The organism is Nostoc sp. (genome assembly GCF_036916985.1).
In the GTDB taxonomy this organism is placed as follows: Bacteria; Cyanobacteriota; Cyanobacteriia; order Cyanobacteriales; family Nostocaceae; genus Nostoc.
This window is the reverse complement of record NZ_JBALFD010000037.1, coordinates 91973-111673: the sequence shown is the minus strand read 5'-3', so window position 1 is coordinate 111673 and position 19701 is coordinate 91973. Positions and strand designations below refer to the sequence as shown.

Below are 19701 nucleotides of genomic sequence, written 5' to 3'. Positions count from 1 at the left end.
GGTCAACCAGGGCTAAACGGACGTGATGGCGTTGACGGTCACAACGGTGTTGATGGTCAACCAGGGCTAAACGGACGTGATGGCGTTGACGGTCACAACGGTGTTGATGGTCAACCAGGGCTAAACGGACGTGATGGCGTTGACGGTCAACCGGGAACTAATGGCAAAGATGGAGTTGATGCAAAAGTGGAGTTTTCAACAATTGATGTTCAAGTTTTTGACAGTTGCGATACTTCTACTAAGCAGCCAAAATTCAAAACTGAAACGATTCAAGTGATTCAAGGAACTGAAGCTCAAGAATTACTTAATTTTCAAAGAACTGCTCAAATTGAAGCACAACAATGTAGTCAAACTGAGTATTATTCGGCTGTCCCAGAATGGTGGCAGATTCGTATAGAGGCAGGTAGACCACAAATGATATTTATGTTTGCACAAAAAATGGAAAACGGGAATTTTGGCTCACCTAAATACCCTTTGACTATTCCTCATCCTATCGTACAACATTACTCTACTTCACCTTTACCAGATTACAAAAAAGGACAGTATGAAGCACTCTTAACCTTAAAAGATAATTCCAAATTAATTATTAACGCTTTCTCTGTTGAAGAAGCACAAAAAATGCTTGATGCTTGTAAAGCTTTAATCCAACCAGAATATTTAGAAGGTGCAATCCAGCGCCCAATTGCTCCTCGCAAAGGGCCTGAATTATTAGAAATAGATGTTATTGCTAAACGGGCTGAATATTTTTCTACAGGCTTGAAAAATACAAAACCTGACTGGATTGATAGTTTTACGTAAAATTACTAGAGAGGTGATTGCTTTGGATAAACTTGTACGGATTTTTGGAAACTGTTATAGACCCTTATAGCGTTCAGCGAGAGTTAATATTTCGCATAGAGCCGGATAATTTTAGGTATGCTCTAAAACCTTATGTATCAATATTTTTCAGCTTTTCATGTGACAGCATGATAACAGATGTTGAATTAGAGCTAATAAAAAATATATGCCACGCAAAAAGCAGCGTTTTGGAAAACTGCATCAGACTCTTAAAGAAACTAATTATTCAGCAACAAGCGGAGCGGCTGGAGAATACCTGAACTATCTCAAGGGAACTAACAAACTTACGGTTGACCGCAAGCCGGATGCCAAATTTTTGAAAATTTTCAATGTTGGCGTCACACCTTTTGGAGAAGAACCCAATACAGGTTCAGGTGCTATTACTGCTATACAAGCCAGTATCACTGTGCAAGGGGATAATATTAAATCCCTATTTAGTGCAGCAACTGATGCTGCTTTTGGAATTGAGCGTGATTTTACTAAAATGCTCATTGATGCAAGTTTTTATGCGGCTGAATGCATTATTACCGTTGTTCCTACGGCTAGTCTTGCTCAAGCAAAAACACAAAAGCAGTCAAAAATCACTAAAAGAAATTACAAATCTTACGCAGGGGTACGCTCTGGTTCTGTTCCTTACGGTCGCACTACCACTGTCCCCGATGCTCAGACTGAAGGCGGCACAGCTACAACTCCAACTCTGGCAACCGTCAGTGAAGAAGATGTTCGCAAGTCTTTAATGGACGTTCTTAAAAAAGGCACAGTTGGCGGTCAATACACTGTTCTGGGATTACATTTTATTCCAGAAGAATTTGTTGAGGTACGTAGCTTTGATCGTGCCAAACCAACTGGTTCTAACTTGGCGACTGGTATTCCTGCTAGCTAATCTTAAATAAATAACCAATGAATATAGTAGCTAATCGACAAATCAGACAATGCTTCTCTGTGATTATTATTCCTCACAATCCACAGCAAGAGATGCAATCAGCTCTTCAAGCATCAATGATTGTCGACGAAGCTACTAAAGCAATGATTCGGGGGGATATTTCTCCCGATGATTTGCTAGAAATGGTTGAACCATACCTTGATGATGTCGATGAATACATTCAAGAGGTTGAAGACAATCTCAACGAAATTTATTTAGGAGATTAATTATGTCAGAAGAAAACCAAGAGAATCAACCAACTAAAAACGTTCAAGCATCTAAACAAGTTAGTAGTGAAAGTAGTGGTGAATCTTCCTCTACTCCTACACCAACACCTCAACGTAGCAAACGGCGTCGCAAACCTGGCGGACAAAATATTAGAGAAGCTTAAATATGAATTGGGTAGAAGTCAATAACATTGTTTTGAGTAATAGTTGGCAACTTCTTACCCAATCTCTTGTTGAGGGGAACTTATTTCGGGTAAGTCAAACTTGGGATATTTATCCTCAAGGGGCTAAGGCAATAATAGCTCAATCTTTAACTAATGAGCATTTTGAATTTTACAAGGTTAAAAGTTTTTACCCTTCAGATGATGTCAAAATTTTAGATTTAACAATTCCTACTGATTTGATATCCGCTGGATTCACTAGTAGATATTTAGTAATGAAGTTTTACAGCAGAAGACAATTTACTTTCAACTGGAATATTACTGTAGAAAAATTGATAGTTTAAATGCATCTTCATGAAAGCTATACAGGTAATAAGCTGTTATGCTGTCTATTTTACAACTTCACTTCATGAAAGTTAAAAACATATTGGCTGAAATTTTACAGTAACATTCAGTTTATCCTCAACTGCAATGTTGCTACAAAACGTCAGTTCTCAGGAGATTTTATGCGGATAAATGTTTCTACTCTTTTTCGAGTTATCACGTTGATTGCTCAAGATGTTGTGGCTTTTGAAGCTCAACAAGCTTCCGATAACAAAGTTTCGACTTTACCCTCTGAAACACCAGCGACCAATAGTCAAACTCCATCTCAATAAATAGGAGCAATTGCAGAAGTAATTATAGTTTATTTCTGCAATTGAACAATCAAATGGATCTTCATAACTCAGTTACTTTTGTGGTTGGACTAATCACAATATTCTCTGCTGTTTATAAACTGGCTCAAGTCGAGTCAAGCATAAATAGTAAAATTGCTAATTTAGAATCAAGCATGAATTCTAAGATTGCAAATTTGGAAGCAGCAAACTTTATTACAGTTGATAATTTAAAAGATAAGCTGAACGATAAACTTATTAATTTAGATAGAAAAGTAGATATTCATTTACAAGATTACACTAACTACAAAGATGCTCTTCTTTTGCAGCACAACAATCTTTTTGATGCCATTAAGCACAACTGGAGCAAGACTGAAAAGCTATTTAATGCCGAAAGGCAAAAACAATAATCTTTATGGCTGAAATTAGTAAACCTCTTGATCAAGAAAGATTGCGGCTGACCTTGGAACAGTTGCAGATCACGTTAGATCAGCTGCACATCAAGCTTGAGCAAATAATACAGATTAATCTCGTTCGGTACAGTCTTTTGGAAGAACGTATAAAAAAGTTAGAGTCTTGGCAGAGCGATCGCACTTCCTAGCTCACTGGGGATTCTGGGGTTCACTCCTAAAAATTATAAATCCCCCGCAAACTCGCCTTGCAGGGGATACACTGATGTTTAGACTATTGGCAAATTTTATTAGCTAAAGCCGCACTTCCAACGACAACTACTTTTCCACACTCTGAGCCATTTTTAAAAATTTTGATTTCTACTATACCCTGATTAACTGTTGCTCCTGCCGCAGAAATCAGGGTATTTTTTTGAGCGGAAAATTTAACCTTATAAGGAAGTATTGTTGTAACCTTTTCTACTCTCGAAGGTGTGCTAGGACTTCTGGAAATAATGCCATAGCTACCAAATAACTTGCTTCCATTAGTTCCACTCCACTGAATCTCATAAGTGTCTGAACCAAAACTCAAAAGATTTGACTGCATTATAGGTCTGTATCCTACTGCTAGCAGTATGCCTGCCACTGTTAGCCTTGCTAAGTAGTTTTTCATTTTGGTGAAAATTGTAAGTGCAAGCCTAACTTACCCAGTTACCCTTTTATTCTTGCTGGGGATTCACTCTAGTAATCTAGAGATTCCCTTAAGGTTGCAACATAAAGCAGGCATAAAAGTAGTTTAAAAATAACTGGCTGTTAACCGTGGTGGGAAAGCTATCCGCAGTCTCCTAGATTAGAGATAATGTTTCTATCATCAGTAATTCTCTATCATCTATGAACTCAAGCCATACCCAAGCTAGTAACCTTTGAGGAATTTGTCGATTGGCTACCCGAAAATCGACGAGTACGCTACGAATTACATAAGGGAGAAATTGTTGAGATGGCGCAACCAGTAGGGGAACACGAGGAAGTTAAAGGATTTTTGACAATAAAACTTAGTGCTTCAATTGACCGATTAAACCTCCCTTACGTTATCCCCAACCAAGCTATTGTTAGACCCCCTGAAAAAGATTCTGGTTACTTTCCAAATGTGTTGGTGCTAAACCGTGCAAATCTAGAAAACGAAAAATTATGGAAAAAACAATCTACCGTTAGTTTGGGTGCATCGATACCTTTGGCAATTGAGGTTGTATCAACTAACTGGCGAGACGATTACCATTTAAAATACGCTGATTATGTTCGCGTAGCGTCTCGAAGAGAAGAGATGGGTATCCTGGAATATTGGATTGTGGATTATGCTGCCTTGGGTGGGCGTAATTTTATCGGTAATCCCAAACAACCGACAATCTCTGTACTGTAATTTAGTTGATGGGGAATATCAGATCAGTAAATTTCGAGAAAGCGATAGCATTGTTTCTCAAACTTTCCCCGAATTGAATCTTACCCCAAACCAGATTTTTCAAGCTGGTTTAAATTCGTAATTCCTAATTCCCGAATACTGAATCGATCTCTAGTTAATTCCCCCCATTTCTGGAGGGAATATGTCGTCACAAAACTAACTAGATACTGAATTAGCCGTTTCCGAAGCCTTCTCGGCTGGTGGAAAGCCACCCATACGAATTTCAGAAGTGAAAGAAGTGATACTAAATCCACCAAAACTCTTGAGGACATTTACCCGCATTCGTAAATTGGGGCTAGCAAACCACAAGCGTTCCTCTGACGATATAGTTTCATCCTCTGTACTTAGGATCAAAGCACCGTCACTGTCAATTTTATAGCGTCCGGCAACTGGAGTTTTATTGGCATCAACTATTTCTCGCAGTAACTTACCTTGGGTGGGATTATCCGCATCAGGTACGGAAACTAACACAGTTGAACCACTATGTTTCACTTGATCCTTTTCTGTTGTGCCGTTCCAGGTAATTTTGGTAGCAGAGGAAGCAGAACTGGGATTAATTTTATACTTTTGACACAGTTTGATCGCTTCTGGATCATCTACTGCCAGCGTCTCAATGATGATGTCTGACTTGCTATTTTCCGATTGGTTAAAAGCCAAATGTTGACTAGTACGATGAGAAAACCATTTACCAGCGCTTAACTGAAAAAACTCTTCAATATTCATGAATGAAATTACCCTGCATCAAAATGCTAAAATTCCGACTTAATTATTATTAAAAGGTAGCAGGAGGTTTTAATATTAAGCTTGATTGCCTATTTCCTCAAGCTTCTTGAGGCCAATCCTGGCTGCCTCAGCAACGTTGAAATGATTGTCTTTTTCTAGGTATTTTAAAGCTGAGACACTCTTGGAAGTAGGAAGATTTCCCAAAGCTTCTGCCAAACGCTGCCTGACTAACCAATCATCTGATTGGGCGAAGCGCAGGATTTTATCTACAGACTCGATGTCTTTAATTTCTCCCAGCGCAGAGATTGCAGCTTGCTGCAACACTACTTCTTTACTATCTAATGCCTGAAGAAGAATTTGACGGGCACGAGGGTCTTTAATGTTACCTAAAGAAACAGCCGCACTGAAGCGTACTAGCCAATCAGTATCTTCATAGAATGCCCGCGATAGCGCCTCAAAGGCTCTAGCATCACCTAAATATCCTAAAGCACCGGCAGCATCGGCACGCATACCATAATCTGGGTCATTTTCGAGAATTTTTACCAAAATTGAATAACATTCTGGTGTCGGCTTGATTCCAAGGGCAAATATTGCCATCGATCGCAGTTGCAAAGATTCGTCGTCTAGTACCTTTTTAATCAAAGGGACTGCATCCTCAGGGGGAACATTACGCAGATTAGCAAGGGCTACCATGCGATCGCGTAAATTCGGACTTTCTAACTGAGTAGAAATTTCTTGTAAGCTTAGAGCTGCCATTTAGTTCAAAGCGTTTTCTTTACTTATCTTAATTTACCCGATCCGTTCATCAGGCTGTCGCCTAGTTAAGTAGGAGTTTGGCTACTTGACAAAATGCCTCAATTATGGTTGAACTGGGGATTGGGGACTAAGATTTGAATGAGGATTCAGATCCAAACCAAATCTTAAAAAAATTTCTTCTCAGTACCCAGTACCCACGACTTGACACATTTCACCCAAGCATTAGATAAGGCGATCGCATCTGGCAAAATTACACCATGCGAAAATCAGCTAAAACTGCCCGACAAAGACGTTAATCTCCCACAGCTAATTGTTGCTGCGTAGGCGTAGCCCGTCGTAGACATCGCAAAAAATATTGCCAAATAATTGTAATAATATTTAACATAGTCTAGGTTGTGTAATTTAGATTAACTATCGCAAAGAAATTATCTCGGAGTGAGTAGAATGACAAATACAACGAGGCAAGTCTTTTACGGATTAGTTACCCTAGAACTGTAGACTACGTTTTCAGTCTTGAGTTACTTCTGTATTTTGCCTCTGAGGCATACGAATCTAGACCACACTAAATCCTTCATTAAGAGCTCCCACAAATCATAATGTCTGTGATTGAGAAGAAAAGAACTCGCGATCTGCCCCAAATTAATGAACGAATTCGCTTCCCAAAAATTCGGGTCATTGACACTGACGGTGCCCAGTTGGGAATTATGCCCCCACTGGAAGCAATACATCTAGCAGAGGAAAAAGAGCTAGATTTGGTGCTAATCAGTGACAAAGCTGACCCGCCGGTTTGTCGGATTATGGACTATGGCAAATACAAGTTTGAGCAGGAGAAAAAGGCACGGGAAGCCCGGAAAAAGCAACACACCGCTGATGTCAAAGAAGTTAAGATGCGCTACAAAATAGAAGAACACGACTACAATGTGCGTGTTAAACAAGCAGAGCGCTTTTTGAAAGATGGCGATAAAGTCAAAGCGACTGTGATGTTCCGGGGTCGAGAAATTCAACACAGCGACCTAGCAGAAGATTTGCTCAAGCGAATGGCAACTGATTTGGAGCCTTTTGGTGAACTTCAACAAGCGCCAAAAAAAGAAGGGCGAAACATGATGATGCTCATCTCGCCCAAAAAATAATTTTCTAACTGTTTAATAGACCAAGTTTGGAAATCCCCTGGCTATACAGTCAGGGGATTTTGTCATTTTTTGTTTGGATGTAATTTCGCTGGGGAGTGAGTTTGGTTTACTGTTCGGTTAAGTCAAGAGACGCGATGAATCGCCGTCTCTACAATAATCAGACACGATGAATCGCATCTTTAGCGATCTAAAATTTTGATCAAAAAACCTTAACCGAACCGACCCCAGAGTGCTTTTTTAGGCAAACCTATGCAGTATAGAGGGAGCTAAAACAATTTAAATTTATCTCAAATCGATAGTCCTGAAGGCTGAGTGGGAAACATAATACTCAGTCGCTCAGGACTTTTGCTATTTCCAGGAGATGGGGTAGAAATCAATTCAAAATGACGCTCTCTGCGAGACGCTAAAAGCGTAGCTTGCTTCCCTGTAAGGGTACGCTGACTCGCTCTAAGCGTTCGCGCAGCGTCTCGTAGAGAAGCCATGCCGTTGGCAAAGCCTCTCGAAGAGAAGGCTTTACGCTGCGCTAGCAAAATTAAAAGACTCCTGCCCCCTACGGTTGAGCTATTCTGCCTCCTGAAACGGTGATACTACCAGAAACTAAAACTGCATGGAACTGAAAAATTACTGGTTGGCTGCAAATAAAAGTGTTCTAACACGATTACTACAGTGGGTGAATCTCCGGCCAGAGGAGAGCGAACGAACTCAGCTAATGTTTCTTTTTTACACAACCGTATGTGTAGGATTACGGTGGGCAGAAGACAGTACGGTGGCGCTGTTTTTGGATGAGTATGGGACTCATCTGCTGCCGTGGATGTATATTGCTAGTGCTGCGATGAGTGCTGGACTAGTTTTTTTATACTCTTGTCTGCAAAAGATGTTTCCCTTACGTCGGGTGATTGTGGCGATCGCACCCTGTATGTTAGTGCCATTAGTTTTACTAATTGTATTACGTTGGGGGTCTCATTTTTCCTACCTGGCAGTTATTTCGGTATTTCTGCTGCGGCTTTGGGTAGATGCACTTTATGTAGTTAACGACCTCAACATTTCTATCGTCGCCAACCAACTATTTAACATTCGGGAGATTAAGCGAACTTATCCATTGGTGAGTAGTGGTCTGTTGGTCGCAGATGTAATCAGTGGCTTTAGTTTGCCTTGGTTAGTACAATACACTACCCTAAATAGGATTGTCCTCATCTCCTGTGTAGTGATTTTATTCGGATCGGGGATTTTATTCTATTTAACTCATCACTATCGAGCAGCTTTTCCTGAAACCCCACAAAGACTAATTCCTGAAGAACAAGCTTCACGTCAGCGTTTCATTAAAAGTCCACTGAAACGGTATGTCTGGCAATTGTTTGCCTTTGTTGGTCTGTTGCAAGTTATTGGGTTGTTAATAGACTTTCAGTATTTGCGCGAACTCCAATCCAATTTGAACGACCGAGAACTCGCCAGCTTCTTAGGTTTATTTGGCGGGATGTTGGGACTGTGTGAGTTGTTGTTGCAGTGGTTTATTTCCAGCCGACTTATCGAACGAATGGGGGTATTTTTCACTGCTACACTTTTACCAATTACCGTTGGTTTTTCACTACCGGGTGTGCTGATATTGCTGCATTTAATTCCAGCCATCCAATCGCAAAGCTTTTTTTGGGGTTTGGTAATTGTTAAATTCTTTGATGAACTTCTGCGCTACACCTTTGTGATGAGTAGTGGCCCCATCCTGTACCAACCGATTCCAGAGGGAATACGCAGCCGGATGCAGACTTTATCTGGTGGAACCGCCGAAGCGATCGCCACAGGTTTGACAGGAGCGCTAATTTTTGCAACTCTATTATTCTGTGGACGGTTTGTACCTGTATCACTGCAAAAATGGGTGTTAGTAGCAGAAACAATGCTAATCGCTGGCACTTGCTTAACAGTAGTTTGGGAATTGCGATCGCGCTACGTTGAACTGTTAGTCTTGAGTGTGGCGCGGGGTCACTTAAGTGCGACCAATATGGGCTTACGATTCTTCAAGCAGGGAGTAATCAAAGCTTTGGCAGAAAAAGGCAGTGAGGCTGATAAACGCTCTTGTATTGAACTTTTAGCCCAAATGGATTCCCAAGGATCTGCCGAAATTTTAGCACCTCTACTAGTCAAGTTAACCCCAGATTTGCAACGCCAAAGTTTGGAGGTGATGCTGACGGGAGGTGCAAATCCGGCTTATCTAGCCGACATTCGTCCTTTATTAGAACAATCCCAAGAAACTAGCCCCGAAGTTTTTGCCTTAGCGCTACGCTACGTTTGGCTGGCTGAACCAAATCCCAATTTAGGCCTCCTAGAAGAATACCTGAACCCCCGGCAAAACTCACTCATCCGCGCCACCGCCGCCGCTTTAGTCTTACGTCAGGGAACGCCGATGCAAAAGGTAGCAGCTACCCAAACCATGCGCCGGATGCTGACTCATAAGCAAGAACGCGAACGGATAAATGGAGTTAGAGCGCTGAGAGAAGCAGTTTATTTGCAGGCGTTGCGGATTCACATCCCGAATTTATTACAAGATGAGTCATTACGAGTGCGCTGTGCTGTCTTGGAAATGATTGCAGCAACTCATTTAGAAGAGTACTATTCGGCACTGATTGCAGCACTTTATTACAAATCAACCCGCAGTACAGCAATGTCAGCCCTAACGCGACTAGAAAATGAAGCTTTAGAAATGCTGTTGCGGTTAGCTACGAATATTTACAAACCAGAAGTAGTGCGGATGTATGCTTGGCGCACCATTGCTCAAGTCGGCACTCAAGAAGCTTTGGATACTTTATGGGAAAATTTGGAGACATCCTGGGGTACTACAAGGGATCATATTCTTCGCAGCTTACTAAAAATACACAAACAACCAGGAATTAAAGGTTTAGTAGATCGATTTTATGAAAGTCGGGTAGAAAATTTAATCAAGCAGGAATTAAAATTTTTAGGTGAAATTTACGCCGCATACATTGACTTCCAAGCAGTAGACCAAAAAGAAAATTATCAATCTGGTGAGAAAATTGTGATTGTTTCTGAGTTACTGCAACGCGCCCTTTTAGAATTGGAATTGGATGTTAAAGAGCGGGTGCTACTATTATTGAGACTACTTTACTCGCCAGAAAAGATGCAGGCGGCATCCTTCAATCTGCGATCGCCCTCAGTGGTAAACTTAGCGCGGGGGTTAGAAATCTTAGAGCATACGGTAACTTTGTCTTCAAAGTCTTTATTGCTGAATATTTTAGATAACCGACCCCAGTCAGAAAAATTGCAACATCTGATCGAAGCCAAGGTCGTAGAATATGAGAACATGGTAGTTAGCGATCGCCTCCACAGATTGCTGATGTTGGGTAATTTCCTTTCTGACTGGTGTCTAGCTTGTTGTTTTCATTATGCTCAAGTTACCCGCATCCGATTGACCAGTTCTGAGATATTAGTGAGTTTGCGTCATCCAACCGGCTTTGTTAGAGAAGCTGCGATCGCATACTTAAATATGGTTTCACATCGCGTTCTCCTGCAAATTCTCCCCCAGTTACAGAAAGATACACATCCTTTGGTAGCCACTCAAGTTAAAGAGTTGCTCGAAAAATACCAATTCAAAAATTACAATTTTAAAGGAATGGACAATCAGAAAAACTAAGAATTCAGAATTCAGAATAGTTAAAGAATCAGGATAACAGTCATTGAGCATAGAGCATTGGTCTGACTTTTCACGGTATCTGGAAAACCTCTCTTCTATTTCTCTCTCCTTGTAGGCTACGGTGTACACACATCTTTGTATAAAACCAAAATCGTTGAAGATCCCCCTAAATCCCCCTTAAAAAGGGGGACTTTGACTCTGGTTCCCCCTTTTTTAAGGGGGGTTAGGGGGGATCTAAACGCTGTGAGGCAACTCTCAAAGACTTGTGTGTACACCGTAGCCTACAAGGAGAGAGACTTTGAAATTTCCCTCTTCCCGTTTCGGGAAGGGGGCTAGGGGGTTAGGTCAATCGTTAGCTTTTCCACATGACCTGAATTGTCAGAGCATTGGTAAGTCTAAACAAATGACCAATGACGAATTCATTTATTAGCTGCAAGTTTAGCAAGTACCCCACTGTACGATCCTTGTTAGCCTAGAGAGTGAAGTGAAGGAGTATTAAGAATATTCATGTACGTACTAATTGGTGGAGCAGGCTTAGTGGGCTTAAGTTTGGCGCAAAAGCTGGTAGAACTAGGACATACTGTTGCTGTAATTGATATTGATCCTATCGCTTGCCGCTACGCCCGTGAACAAGTGGGAGCAATGGCTTTTGAAGGCAGTGCTGTGAGTACAGAAGTATTGTTAGAAGCTGGAATTCGCAAAGCTGGTTCCTTGGCGGCGGTTCTGAGAAGTGATGCCTTAAACTTGGCAATGGTAACTCTTGCGAAACACTACGGTGTAACCCATATTTTAAGCCGGATGCGCCACCCAGATTTTGCCGAACCGTTGCGGATAGCTGGAGCTAACCACGTTATCAGTACTGTTGAACTATCAGTTTCAACAATGGTGAATGCCATTGAGTATCCACAAGTGGAATCAATGATGCATTTTGAGCAGGGACAGATTGAGGTTCTGAAACTTTCCATCCCCAACAATTGCTATGTTGCTGGTCGTAGCGTTGCCGAAATTGCTCAGGATTCCCAATTTCCTAGTGGTTCGCTAATTATTGGTTATCAATCCCATCCCCACGAAGATTTGATAATTCCTAACGGTAGTACAATACTGGAACCTCATTCAACTGTGCTGATTGTGACTAAACCAAGATGTTTACATCAAGTCATTGATTTTATTGAACAAAAATGTTGAGCGCAGTTCCTACCTAAACTGTTTATAAGAAGAATTCAGAACTCAGGAGTCAGAATTCAGTATGAATTCTGTACTAGTGGGTGATAGCGTCGGCGGCAAGCGAGTATTTTCGAGTCGCGTCTGAATATTGGTTAAAAGCGAGTGGAATGGTGGGCGAACAAAATTAAAATATTCTCGCCTTAAAACTCTATCTCTTTATGGGTAGAGTATTCTGACTCCTGTTTTATTAGGTAGGGTTAGCTACACATTTAACAAATAAAAAAATTGGTGAGTATTGATGAAGCCGTATCGATATATTTATTTAGCGATCGCTATTATTCTGGCATCTTGTGAATCCACAAATATTCCACCCAAGTCACAACCTAGTGCTATTCAAGCAACCCCAGTGCAAAAAGCAGTGACGCTGGATAAGAATTTTAAGATAGCTAGCGGTCAAACTCTTTATGTTCCAGTTTATTCTCATATCTATCATTACAATCGCCAGGAGATTTTTGAGTTAGCAGTTACACTCAGTATTCGGAATACAGATTTGACCAATCCGATTATTATTACTTCTGTACGCTACTACAACTCAGAAGGAAAATTAGTTAAGAAGTATTTAGAGCGCCCCATTCAACTTGATGCCCTGGCTTCTACAGATTTTTTTATCAATAGAAATGATAGCAGTGGAGGTTTAGGCGCAAACTTTATTGTTGAATGGGTAGCCCAAACAGAAATATCCGAACCCATAGTAGAGGCAGTCATGATTGGTACTGACTTTCAACAGGGAATTTCCTTTGTTAGTCCAGGTAGGGTAATTAAAAGCCAAAATAACGATCAGCGATCGCCTTTAAAATAATTCGTAATTCCCTCGTTCCTATGCTCCGCATGGGAATGCATTCATTGAGTCTCTGACTCAATCTCTTGCTGGAGGCAACACAATCCTAATCAGCCAAAGCTCAGAGGTTCATTCACAAAGCTCAGAGGTTCATCAACGAAGCTCAAAGGTTCATTCACAAAGCTCAGAGGTTCACTCACGAAGCTCAAAGGTTCATCAACGAAATTCAAAGGTTCACTCACGAAGCTCAGAGGTTCATTCACAAAGCTCAGACTATCCCCAGTCCCCAATCCCTAATCATCTTCCAATTTCAACAATTGTTCATCAAGAGTTTGTATCCGTCCACGCACAATTTCTTCCGAGAGAATTCGCTTCCGCATTGCCTCATTGAGCGCTCCTTTTTCTGCCAAGAGTAAACGTCGGCGAATAGCTTCAAGTTTACTGCTCTTGCCACTTCTACCTTCCACCTCATCAGGACGACGATTATATAGTTCCCGTAGCGTCTTTTCTGCACCGGCAATTCGCACCTGATAAGCTGAACGCATCTCCTCATAAACCGCTTTTGGTAACACCCCTGATTTCAACAGACTATCTAATTCATCTTGTGCTGCCTTACCCGTCATCAATTGGGCTTGTAATTCTTCAACTTGCTGTTGAACTTCCGAAAATTTGGATAATTTTAAGCGTTTTACCACCCAAGGTAAACTTAAACCCTGTCCCACTAAGGACACCAGCACACAGCCGAAGACTATAGCTATCAAAACTTCTCGTCCTGGCAGTGTCGTAGGTAAGCTCAACGCCAGAGCCATTGAGAGGGAACCTTTAATGTTGCCTAAAAATAGTAAATGTTGCCAGCGCAGTGGAATTGGGCGGTCAATCCAACGAATCCCTGCTAGCAACGGATAGACTGTAAGAACTCGCCCGACTTGATAAGCCAAAACTGCAAGTAGAATTGCAGGTAAAGTTCTCCAGAGCGTTACCAAGTTTATTTCTACACCAATCAACAGAAAAATAAAGGTGTTGACAGTAAAACTGGCATATTCCCAGAAACTCAACAAGGTAATGCGACTAGAAGCAGAAGTATTGCGAGAAAGTCCTAAATTCCCGAAAATTAATCCAGCGACGACTACAGCCACGGGGCCTGATACACCAAGAAATTGCCCAGCTTGAAAAGTTCCTAATGCAACTGCGACTGTCAACAAAAGACTGCTAAGAGCATCATCTAAACGGGCGAATACAGGTATACTCAAATAGCCTAAAACTAACCCGACAACGCAGCCTCCTAGAGAGATAAATAGCAGTTGTTGGATTCCCTCTAGAAATGTGAGTGAGCCTGTTGAATATACTTGCACAATCAGGTTGAAGGAAACTAGGGCAGCAGCATCGTTAAATAAAGTTTCTCCTTCAACGATGGTAGAAAGCCGGGATGGTACTGGTATATCCTTAAAGACGGCAATCATGGAAACTGTATCAGTGTTTGCCAGAATTACTCCGACAAATAACGCAGGTATCCAATCCAGCCCCAGCCCAAATTTCAACAGGACAGCAATAATACCACTAGAAAGCACAGCCCCAGGCCCAGCTAGTAGGGCAATTGGTTTAAAGGTGCTGCGTAGGCGGCTGACATCTGTATTAATACCAGCTTCAAAGATGAGAATTGGTAAGAAAAGATCCAAAACAAGGGTTGGACTTAAACCAACTCGACGAGATAATAGCTCAGTAATTGGCAAACCTGCTAATACCAAACCCGTAACATAAGGGATTCCCAGCCGTCGGGACAGCAGAGCGACACCTGTAGCAACAAGTAAGAGAATAATTGAAACTTTGACTAATTCTGTAACATCCACTATTACGTTTTAGAAAATTAATTTGACTTGACTGATAGATTCTCCCCTCATTCATGCCAAATTAGCAACTTGAGAATGTAGATTCGGGACTGAATGGGGCAGTACCTCGCTACTGTAGTTAGGCAATTCCAGCAGTTAACCCAGAGTAAAGGCGATCGCTACTGCTAATATAAAAATTTGTAGATAAATCTAGACAATCTTTCCTCTAACCCTCAGTATTAACATCAAACAGCGATCGCCTTAATCTTTTTTAAGACTTCCCAATCCCAATCCCCAGTCTATCGACATTCAAAAATATCGGTGAGCGCGATGCCAAAAATCATCCTGCATCAATGGGAAGTTTCTCCCTTTTGTAACAAGGTTCGTAAGATTCTTAAGCACAAGCATCTTGCCTATTCTGTTGTCAACTATAACGGTCTGCTGGCGGTGGCAGCTTCCCGATTGTCATCTGTGGGCAAGCTTCCCGTGATTGAATACGATGGTGAGAAGATTCAAGACAGCTCGGAAATTGCAGAATTTTTGGAAGCCCGACATCCAGAACATCCACTTTACCCAGCAGATAGCAAAGATTTAGCACAAGCCTATTTGTGGGAAGACTGGGCAGATGAATCATTGTACTGGTTTGAAGTATATTTTCGCTTCCGCTATCCAGATGCTCTCCAGTTAGCGACTAGCTTACTATGTAAAGGACGATCAAAGTTTGAGCAAGTAATTTTTGCTCCTCTAGCTCGCTACACCTACGAAAAGCAATTGAATGCTCAAGGAATTGGTCGCATCGACAAGAACCGCGTTGAAAAAAAGTTTTTCAACCATCTCGGCAACCTTGATACTATCCTCAGTCAGCAAGATTGGTTAGTGGGAAGCCATCAGAGCATAGCGGATTTAGCTGTCGCTGCACAAATAGATGAGATACTTCGCACTAGTCCGCTTAAAGAGCGGATTTTGTCATATTCTCATGTCAAATCTTGGTTTGAACGCATCCAATCGTAATTTTGCAGGTTGTTTTTCTACAATAGACATCATGATATTTCTGAATGTTGATGAGTCGAGGAAATTGAATATCTGGAGATAAATCTAATAATTTGATTAGGGATAATCGATGATTTTTAGTGAACTCAGCTAAAGGTTTATATCCCCAATATCCTGTACAACTACCCAACAAAACTATAGTTAGTATTATCCAAAGTCTATGTCTAATCCCTCTGGCCTGTCGATAATCGGGAACCCCTTGGATTGCTTCGATTAAATTCATTCCCAACTTTCCTCTGGTTTTGGTGTTTTTCTCAAGGAATCATCCTTCCATGTTATATTTTCTCTCTCGACAATTAATCCACCCTGCTGACTTGAAAGTGCTGAGTGCTGAGTGCTGAGTAAAAATACTAGTTCCCAGTCCCCAGTCATTCTTTCATTCAAGGCTGTGAAACTTGTTTGATCAGGACTGCCTTAATAAGGGGGGCAAAAAGCTCGTAAAGTCCCCCCCTTATTAAGGGGGATTTAGGGGGATCTAAAACGTTTTGCTACGGAGAAGAGGCCTTTTCAAATATCCTCTTAACCGAATCGTATTGAGAGTCTCCTGATTTGCAAAACGAGATGTATCTTTTGGTGAATGAACCTCAAAGCTTCGTCGATGAGTCTTTAATACTCGCCCACGAGTATTAAAGACTCTCAATCAGGAATTAGGAATTGCAAGGTTGTTATTATACCCATAGCCGCGTGTAATCTGCCGCCTTGCCCCCAATTATGCTCACCATACCCCGACATACCAGCAAGCTCCCTGTCTTTTTCCTTTTCTGTTTCACCCTACTCCTGACTCTCTTCCTCTGTCTACCTTGGGTAAATGCTGAAGAAAAACCTAAGCTAGAAGCATGGCAGATTAACGGTTTTATCGCAGCCCTAAAAGACCCAATACCCGAAGTCAGGGCTAAAGCAGCAGAACACTTGGGTGAATATCAGCTAGATAACCCTAAAACCCAGATAAAAAACTATGATGAGCTTGTAAAACAGTTTGTCAAACAGTTGCAGGATAAAGATTCAGCAGTTTCCCGCCAAACAGCGGCACAGGCACTAGGGCAGATGCAAGCCAAGGAACAAGCTCCACAAGTTGTCCTACTGCTCAAAGATTCTGACTCTGGTGTCCGTAATGCAGCAGCACAGGCACTAGGGCAGATGCAAGCCAAGGAACAAGCTCCACAAGTTGTCCTACTGCTCAAAGATTCTGACCCTGATGTCCGTAATGCAGCAGCACAGGCACTAGGGCAGATGCAAGCCAAGGAACAGGCTCCACAACTTGCCCTCCTCCTCAAAGATTCTGACTCTGGTGTCCGTAAAGCAGCAGTACAGGCACTAGGGCAGATGCAAGCCAAGGAACAAGCTCCACAACTTGCCCTCCTCCTCAAAGATTCTGGCTGGTATATTTGTGAAGCAGCAGCACAGGCACTAGGGCAGATGCAAGCCAAAGAACAAGCTCCACAACTTGCCCTCCTCCTCAAAGATTCTGACTCTGGTATCCGTGTTGCAGCAGTAAAGGCACTAGGGCAGATGCAAGCCAAAGAACAAGCTCCACAATTTGTCTTGCTGCTCAGAAATAATGACCCTAATGTTCGTGGTGCAGCAATAGAAGCACTAGGGCAGATGCAAGCCAAGGAAGTAGTTCCACAAATTGTCCTGCTGCTCAAAGATTCTGACCCTGATGCCCGTTATGCAGCAATAGAGGCACTAGGGCAGATGCAAGCCAAGGAAGTAGTTCCACAAATTGTCCTGCTACTCAAAGATTCTGAAGTCTATATCCGTTATGCAGCAATACAGGCACTAGAGCAGATGCAAGCCAAGGAAGTAGTTCCACAAATTGTCCTGCTGCTCAAAGATTCTGACCCTGGTGTCCGTATTGCAGTAGCACAAGCACTAGGGCAGATGCAAGCCAAGGAACAAGTTCCACAAATTGTCCTGCTGCTCAAAGATTCTGACTCTGGTGTCCGTAAAGCAGCAGCAGAGGCACTAGGGAAGATGCAAGCCAAGGAAGTAGTTCCACAACTTGTTCCACTGCTCAAAGATCCTGACTCTGGTGTCCATAAAGCAGCAGTAGAGGCACTCACGAAACTAGGGCAACAAGATTTGCCAGTTGTTGTGCAAGTTCTAGATTCAGTTCACTTTTATCCTTCTGAGATTGATCAATTCAGGTTTTTAGCTCATTTTTTGGGAGGTGGTGAACCAGAAGTAGAAACTCTTATGCAATGGGTTGGTAAGCCTAAAATACCACCAGAGAAACCGACATATAAAGAGGGAGTGGAAGCACTGAAAGTTTTCCAGGAAGCCTGGAAAGATTGTAATTCTCTGTCAGATATGCGAAGAGAACTAGCAGAACAAATTTCCGAAGTTGCCACTAACAAAAACATTCCTTGGAGATTACAAGATATTGGTTTATTGCAAAGCCATTACAACAACCTCAAAAAAGTCAACTCCACCAATGCTAATGCGGTGCAATCAGCAATAGATAATTTGGAAGGGTGGCAGTGGTTTATCAGTAGCAGAAACACCATCCTCATTCATGCTCTCTTTTGGCTAGCCCTGATCTTTGCCTACCCCAAATTTCCCCAAGTCCAAGCCATCTTCTTCTGGAACCCTTGGGTACGCCGGATTCTCGGCGTGGGCTATGTCGGCTTTCTCCTCACCTGGTTTCCACCCTTCCGCCGCAAATTATTTGAACCCTTCAAACCTTCCCTATTAGCCGACGCCGGCTTAGATAATTTTTATGAGCAATCATACTTCCCAGAATCTCAAGTCAAAGTTCCCCCTTCTGGAGACATCCAGCCAATTACCGCAGCCTTACCCAGTATTCAAGGACAAATTATCTTAGAAGGCGATTCCGGCTTAGGCAAATCGATGTTTCTCCGTCATCTGTTGCAAAACTCCCAGCGCATAGTCGTTTATCTCCCCGCCCAAAAATGTCATAAAGGCGTAATTGAAGCCATCCAAGACAAGCTACACGGTCAAGCCCAAGATGCCGGCTTCCTGAAAAACCTGATTTACAGTGGCGCGATAGATATCTGCATCGACGGACTCAACGAAGTCACCGCCGAAACCCGCGCAAAAATCTGCCAGTTTGTCGAAAGCTATTTCCGGGGCAACATTATCATGACAACCCAGCCCCTAGAGTGGACACCACCCTCAACAGCCAAAACTTACTACTTGCAGCCCCTTGAACAACAACAAATTCAAGAGTTTTTGATCTCCCGTCAGCCGCGACTCCCTAAAGATGCCAAAATTCAAGGTGCTGATTATGCCCAAGCCAGCACCAACTATTTAACAGAAGTCCTCAAAGACCAGCAATCCCAAGAAGAGTTAGATGCTGTCCGCCGAATTCTTTCCAATCCAATGGATCTAACAGTGGTAGCGCTGATGTTATCACAAGGTAAACATCCAAACTTGTTCCGCCTGCAAGAACAGCAATACAACCTGATGGCAACAGAATACCTGCAAGAATGGAAACAAGAATTTCCGCTCAAAAGATTTTCCGCCGCCATCTACCGAATGCGACTCGAAGACAAACAAGCCTTACCTGGGGATGAATTTCACCAAGTTGTCATGTCTTTAGAAGACGATAAATACAAAATGGTAGTCAGCCGTCAGTGGCAAGATGAAAAAGGCGAAGCGAAGAAAGAATGGTACTTTCGCCACGATAAAATCATGGATTTCTTCTTAGTGCAAAACTTTCTGGGCGAAACTGATGCCGCCGAAGGACTATTAGTTGATAGAATGGGCGATCCGCGTTTTCGTGGTGTTTACTTCTTGCTAGCAACGTTGCTTCCTTTAGATGCAGCCAAAGAACTGCGAGAAAAATTGATTCAATACGCGGCTGACACTAAAGACAATACGGTGAGTAATACCTTTGTGCAATTGTTACGGACTAGGTAAGTGGGCATGGGGCACACAAGCGAGAACCGCTATAATTACTTGCTCTA

Annotated in this window: 21 protein-coding genes and 2 pseudogenes; 16 read left to right on the top strand and 7 right to left on the bottom strand. The window is 42.1% G+C overall.

Going from position 1 to position 19701, the window contains the following annotated elements; genetic code table 11:
• From V7L07_RS14010 to V7L07_RS13975, 8 genes and pseudogenes are all read left to right on the top strand, one after another.
• Positions 1 to 798, top strand: a pseudogene (locus tag V7L07_RS14010) (hypothetical protein); the annotation flags it as partial.
• Positions 799 to 1003: 205 nt separating this feature from the next.
• Entirely contained in the window at positions 1004 to 1720 is a 717-nt protein-coding gene (locus V7L07_RS14005; RefSeq protein ID WP_335058697.1) for a hypothetical protein, read from the top strand.
• Between the two features lie 17 nt (positions 1721 to 1737).
• Positions 1738 to 1986 (top strand): hypothetical protein, encoded by a 249-nt coding sequence (locus V7L07_RS14000; RefSeq protein WP_335058695.1) that lies wholly within the window; start codon positions 1738 to 1740, stop codon positions 1984 to 1986.
• A 2-nt stretch (positions 1987 to 1988) separates the two neighbouring features.
• Complete coding sequence (locus V7L07_RS13995) at positions 1989 to 2150, top strand: hypothetical protein (protein ID WP_335058693.1); 162 nt, start codon at positions 1989 to 1991, stop codon at positions 2148 to 2150.
• Positions 2151 to 2152: 2 nt separating this feature from the next.
• Complete coding sequence (locus V7L07_RS13990) at positions 2153 to 2491, top strand: hypothetical protein (RefSeq protein ID WP_335058691.1); 339 nt, start codon at positions 2153 to 2155, stop codon at positions 2489 to 2491.
• Between the two features lie 162 nt (positions 2492 to 2653).
• Positions 2654 to 2803, top strand: coding sequence for a hypothetical protein (locus tag V7L07_RS13985; RefSeq protein ID WP_335058689.1), 150 nt, complete (start codon positions 2654 to 2656; stop codon positions 2801 to 2803).
• 53 nt (positions 2804 to 2856) lie between these two features.
• Positions 2857 to 3210, top strand: a complete 354-nt coding sequence (locus V7L07_RS13980; RefSeq protein ID WP_335058687.1) for a hypothetical protein — start codon at positions 2857 to 2859, stop codon at positions 3208 to 3210.
• A 5-nt stretch (positions 3211 to 3215) separates the two neighbouring features.
• Positions 3216 to 3401, top strand: coding sequence for a hypothetical protein (locus tag V7L07_RS13975; RefSeq protein ID WP_335058685.1), 186 nt, complete (start codon positions 3216 to 3218; stop codon positions 3399 to 3401).
• Positions 3402 to 3484: 83 nt separating this feature from the next.
• Here V7L07_RS13975 and V7L07_RS13970 read toward each other — a convergent pair whose 3' ends face one another.
• Entirely contained in the window at positions 3485 to 3862 is a 378-nt protein-coding gene (locus tag V7L07_RS13970; RefSeq protein WP_179066111.1) for a hypothetical protein, read from the bottom strand.
• Between the two features lie 231 nt (positions 3863 to 4093).
• Here V7L07_RS13970 and V7L07_RS13965 point away from each other — a divergent pair.
• Positions 4094 to 4727, top strand: a pseudogene (locus tag V7L07_RS13965) (Uma2 family endonuclease).
• A gap of 74 nt (positions 4728 to 4801) precedes the next feature.
• Here V7L07_RS13965 and V7L07_RS13960 read toward each other — a convergent pair.
• Together V7L07_RS13960 and V7L07_RS13955 are read right to left on the bottom strand one after the other, a co-directional pair.
• A complete protein-coding gene (locus V7L07_RS13960) occupies positions 4802 to 5368 on the bottom strand; it encodes a phycobiliprotein lyase (RefSeq protein ID WP_335058683.1) in 567 nt (188 codons plus the stop codon).
• 75 nt (positions 5369 to 5443) lie between these two features.
• Positions 5444 to 6124, bottom strand: coding sequence for a HEAT repeat domain-containing protein (locus V7L07_RS13955; RefSeq protein WP_179067936.1), 681 nt, complete (start codon positions 6122 to 6124; stop codon positions 5444 to 5446).
• Positions 6125 to 6325: 201 nt separating this feature from the next.
• Here V7L07_RS13955 and V7L07_RS13950 point away from each other — a divergent pair, with 201 nt between their 5' ends.
• The 5 genes from V7L07_RS13950 (at position 6326) to V7L07_RS13930 (ending at position 12917) form a co-directional block, all read left to right on the top strand.
• Positions 6326 to 6448, top strand: coding sequence for a hypothetical protein (locus V7L07_RS13950; protein WP_335058681.1), 123 nt, complete (start codon positions 6326 to 6328; stop codon positions 6446 to 6448).
• A 272-nt stretch (positions 6449 to 6720) separates the two neighbouring features.
• Entirely contained in the window at positions 6721 to 7254 is a 534-nt protein-coding gene (gene infC / locus V7L07_RS13945) for a translation initiation factor IF-3 (RefSeq protein WP_335058679.1), read from the top strand.
• 607 nt (positions 7255 to 7861) lie between these two features.
• On the top strand, positions 7862 to 10894 hold the full coding sequence (locus V7L07_RS13940; protein WP_335058677.1) for an MFS transporter: 3033 nt from the start codon (positions 7862 to 7864) through the stop codon (positions 10892 to 10894).
• Positions 10895 to 11401: 507 nt separating this feature from the next.
• Positions 11402 to 12079 carry a potassium channel family protein gene (locus V7L07_RS13935; protein ID WP_334981277.1) on the top strand — a complete coding sequence of 226 codons (678 nt, stop codon included), beginning with the start codon at positions 11402 to 11404 and terminating at the stop codon, positions 12077 to 12079.
• A 277-nt stretch (positions 12080 to 12356) separates the two neighbouring features.
• Positions 12357 to 12917 (top strand): DUF3124 domain-containing protein, encoded by a 561-nt coding sequence (locus tag V7L07_RS13930; protein ID WP_335058675.1) that lies wholly within the window; start codon positions 12357 to 12359, stop codon positions 12915 to 12917.
• Positions 12918 to 13006: 89 nt separating this feature from the next.
• Here the strand turns inward: V7L07_RS13930 and V7L07_RS13925 are convergent, their stop codons facing one another.
• Complete coding sequence (locus tag V7L07_RS13925) at positions 13007 to 13159, bottom strand: hypothetical protein (RefSeq protein WP_335058673.1); 153 nt, start codon at positions 13157 to 13159, stop codon at positions 13007 to 13009.
• A 30-nt stretch (positions 13160 to 13189) separates the two neighbouring features.
• Positions 13190 to 14743: a cation:proton antiporter gene (locus V7L07_RS13920; RefSeq protein WP_335058671.1), complete on the bottom strand. Its 1554-nt coding sequence runs from the start codon at positions 14741 to 14743 to the stop codon at positions 13190 to 13192.
• A gap of 309 nt (positions 14744 to 15052) precedes the next feature.
• On the opposite strand from V7L07_RS13920, the gene V7L07_RS13915 reads away from it, so the two are divergent.
• Positions 15053 to 15733, top strand: a complete 681-nt coding sequence (locus V7L07_RS13915; protein ID WP_335058669.1) for a glutathione S-transferase family protein — start codon at positions 15053 to 15055, stop codon at positions 15731 to 15733.
• On the opposite strand, the gene V7L07_RS33490 is transcribed toward V7L07_RS13915, so the two are convergent.
• Both V7L07_RS33490 and V7L07_RS13910 read right to left on the bottom strand, forming a co-directional pair.
• Positions 15702 to 15995: a transposase family protein gene (locus V7L07_RS33490; protein ID WP_442936054.1), complete on the bottom strand. Its 294-nt coding sequence runs from the start codon at positions 15993 to 15995 to the stop codon at positions 15702 to 15704. The two genes, V7L07_RS13915 and V7L07_RS33490, sit on opposite strands and share 32 nt — an antisense overlap.
• On the bottom strand, positions 15992 to 16156 hold the full coding sequence (locus V7L07_RS13910; protein WP_335058668.1) for a hypothetical protein: 165 nt from the start codon (positions 16154 to 16156) through the stop codon (positions 15992 to 15994). The genes V7L07_RS33490 and V7L07_RS13910 overlap by 4 nt, the downstream gene beginning before the upstream one ends.
• 327 nt (positions 16157 to 16483) lie before the next feature.
• Here V7L07_RS13910 and V7L07_RS13905 point away from each other — a divergent pair, with 327 nt between their 5' ends.
• Positions 16484 to 19654, top strand: a complete 3171-nt coding sequence (locus V7L07_RS13905) for a HEAT repeat domain-containing protein (RefSeq protein WP_335058666.1) — start codon at positions 16484 to 16486, stop codon at positions 19652 to 19654.
• The last annotated feature ends 47 nt before the right edge of the window (positions 19655 to 19701 follow it).

Excerpts from the sequence above, each read along its gene's own strand:
- V7L07_RS13960 (WP_335058683.1), bottom strand. The coding sequence starts at position 5,368 with ATGAATATTGAAGAGTTTTTTCAGTTAAGCGCTGGTAAATGGTTTTCT.
- V7L07_RS13940 (WP_335058677.1), top strand. The coding sequence starts at position 7,862 with ATGGAACTGAAAAATTACTGGTTGGCTGCAAATAAAAGTGTTCTAACA.
- V7L07_RS13915 (WP_335058669.1), top strand. The coding sequence starts at position 15,053 with ATGCCAAAAATCATCCTGCATCAATGGGAAGTTTCTCCCTTTTGTAAC.
- V7L07_RS14005 (WP_335058697.1), top strand. The coding sequence starts at position 1,004 with ATGCCACGCAAAAAGCAGCGTTTTGGAAAACTGCATCAGACTCTTAAA.
- V7L07_RS13995 (WP_335058693.1), top strand. The coding sequence starts at position 1,989 with ATGTCAGAAGAAAACCAAGAGAATCAACCAACTAAAAACGTTCAAGCA.
- V7L07_RS13905 (WP_335058666.1), top strand. The coding sequence starts at position 16,484 with ATGCTCACCATACCCCGACATACCAGCAAGCTCCCTGTCTTTTTCCTT.
- V7L07_RS33490 (WP_442936054.1), bottom strand. The coding sequence starts at position 15,995 with ATGAATTTAATCGAAGCAATCCAAGGGGTTCCCGATTATCGACAGGCC.
- V7L07_RS13970 (WP_179066111.1), bottom strand. The coding sequence starts at position 3,862 with ATGAAAAACTACTTAGCAAGGCTAACAGTGGCAGGCATACTGCTAGCA.
- V7L07_RS13935 (WP_334981277.1), top strand. The coding sequence starts at position 11,402 with ATGTACGTACTAATTGGTGGAGCAGGCTTAGTGGGCTTAAGTTTGGCG.
- V7L07_RS13980 (WP_335058687.1), top strand. The coding sequence starts at position 2,857 with ATGGATCTTCATAACTCAGTTACTTTTGTGGTTGGACTAATCACAATA.
- V7L07_RS13955 (WP_179067936.1), bottom strand. The coding sequence starts at position 6,124 with ATGGCAGCTCTAAGCTTACAAGAAATTTCTACTCAGTTAGAAAGTCCG.
- infC (WP_335058679.1), top strand. The coding sequence starts at position 6,721 with ATGTCTGTGATTGAGAAGAAAAGAACTCGCGATCTGCCCCAAATTAAT.
- V7L07_RS13990 (WP_335058691.1), top strand. The coding sequence starts at position 2,153 with ATGAATTGGGTAGAAGTCAATAACATTGTTTTGAGTAATAGTTGGCAA.
- V7L07_RS13985 (WP_335058689.1), top strand. The coding sequence starts at position 2,654 with ATGCGGATAAATGTTTCTACTCTTTTTCGAGTTATCACGTTGATTGCT.
- V7L07_RS13930 (WP_335058675.1), top strand. The coding sequence starts at position 12,357 with ATGAAGCCGTATCGATATATTTATTTAGCGATCGCTATTATTCTGGCA.
- V7L07_RS14000 (WP_335058695.1), top strand. The coding sequence starts at position 1,738 with ATGAATATAGTAGCTAATCGACAAATCAGACAATGCTTCTCTGTGATT.
- V7L07_RS13975 (WP_335058685.1), top strand. The coding sequence starts at position 3,216 with ATGGCTGAAATTAGTAAACCTCTTGATCAAGAAAGATTGCGGCTGACC.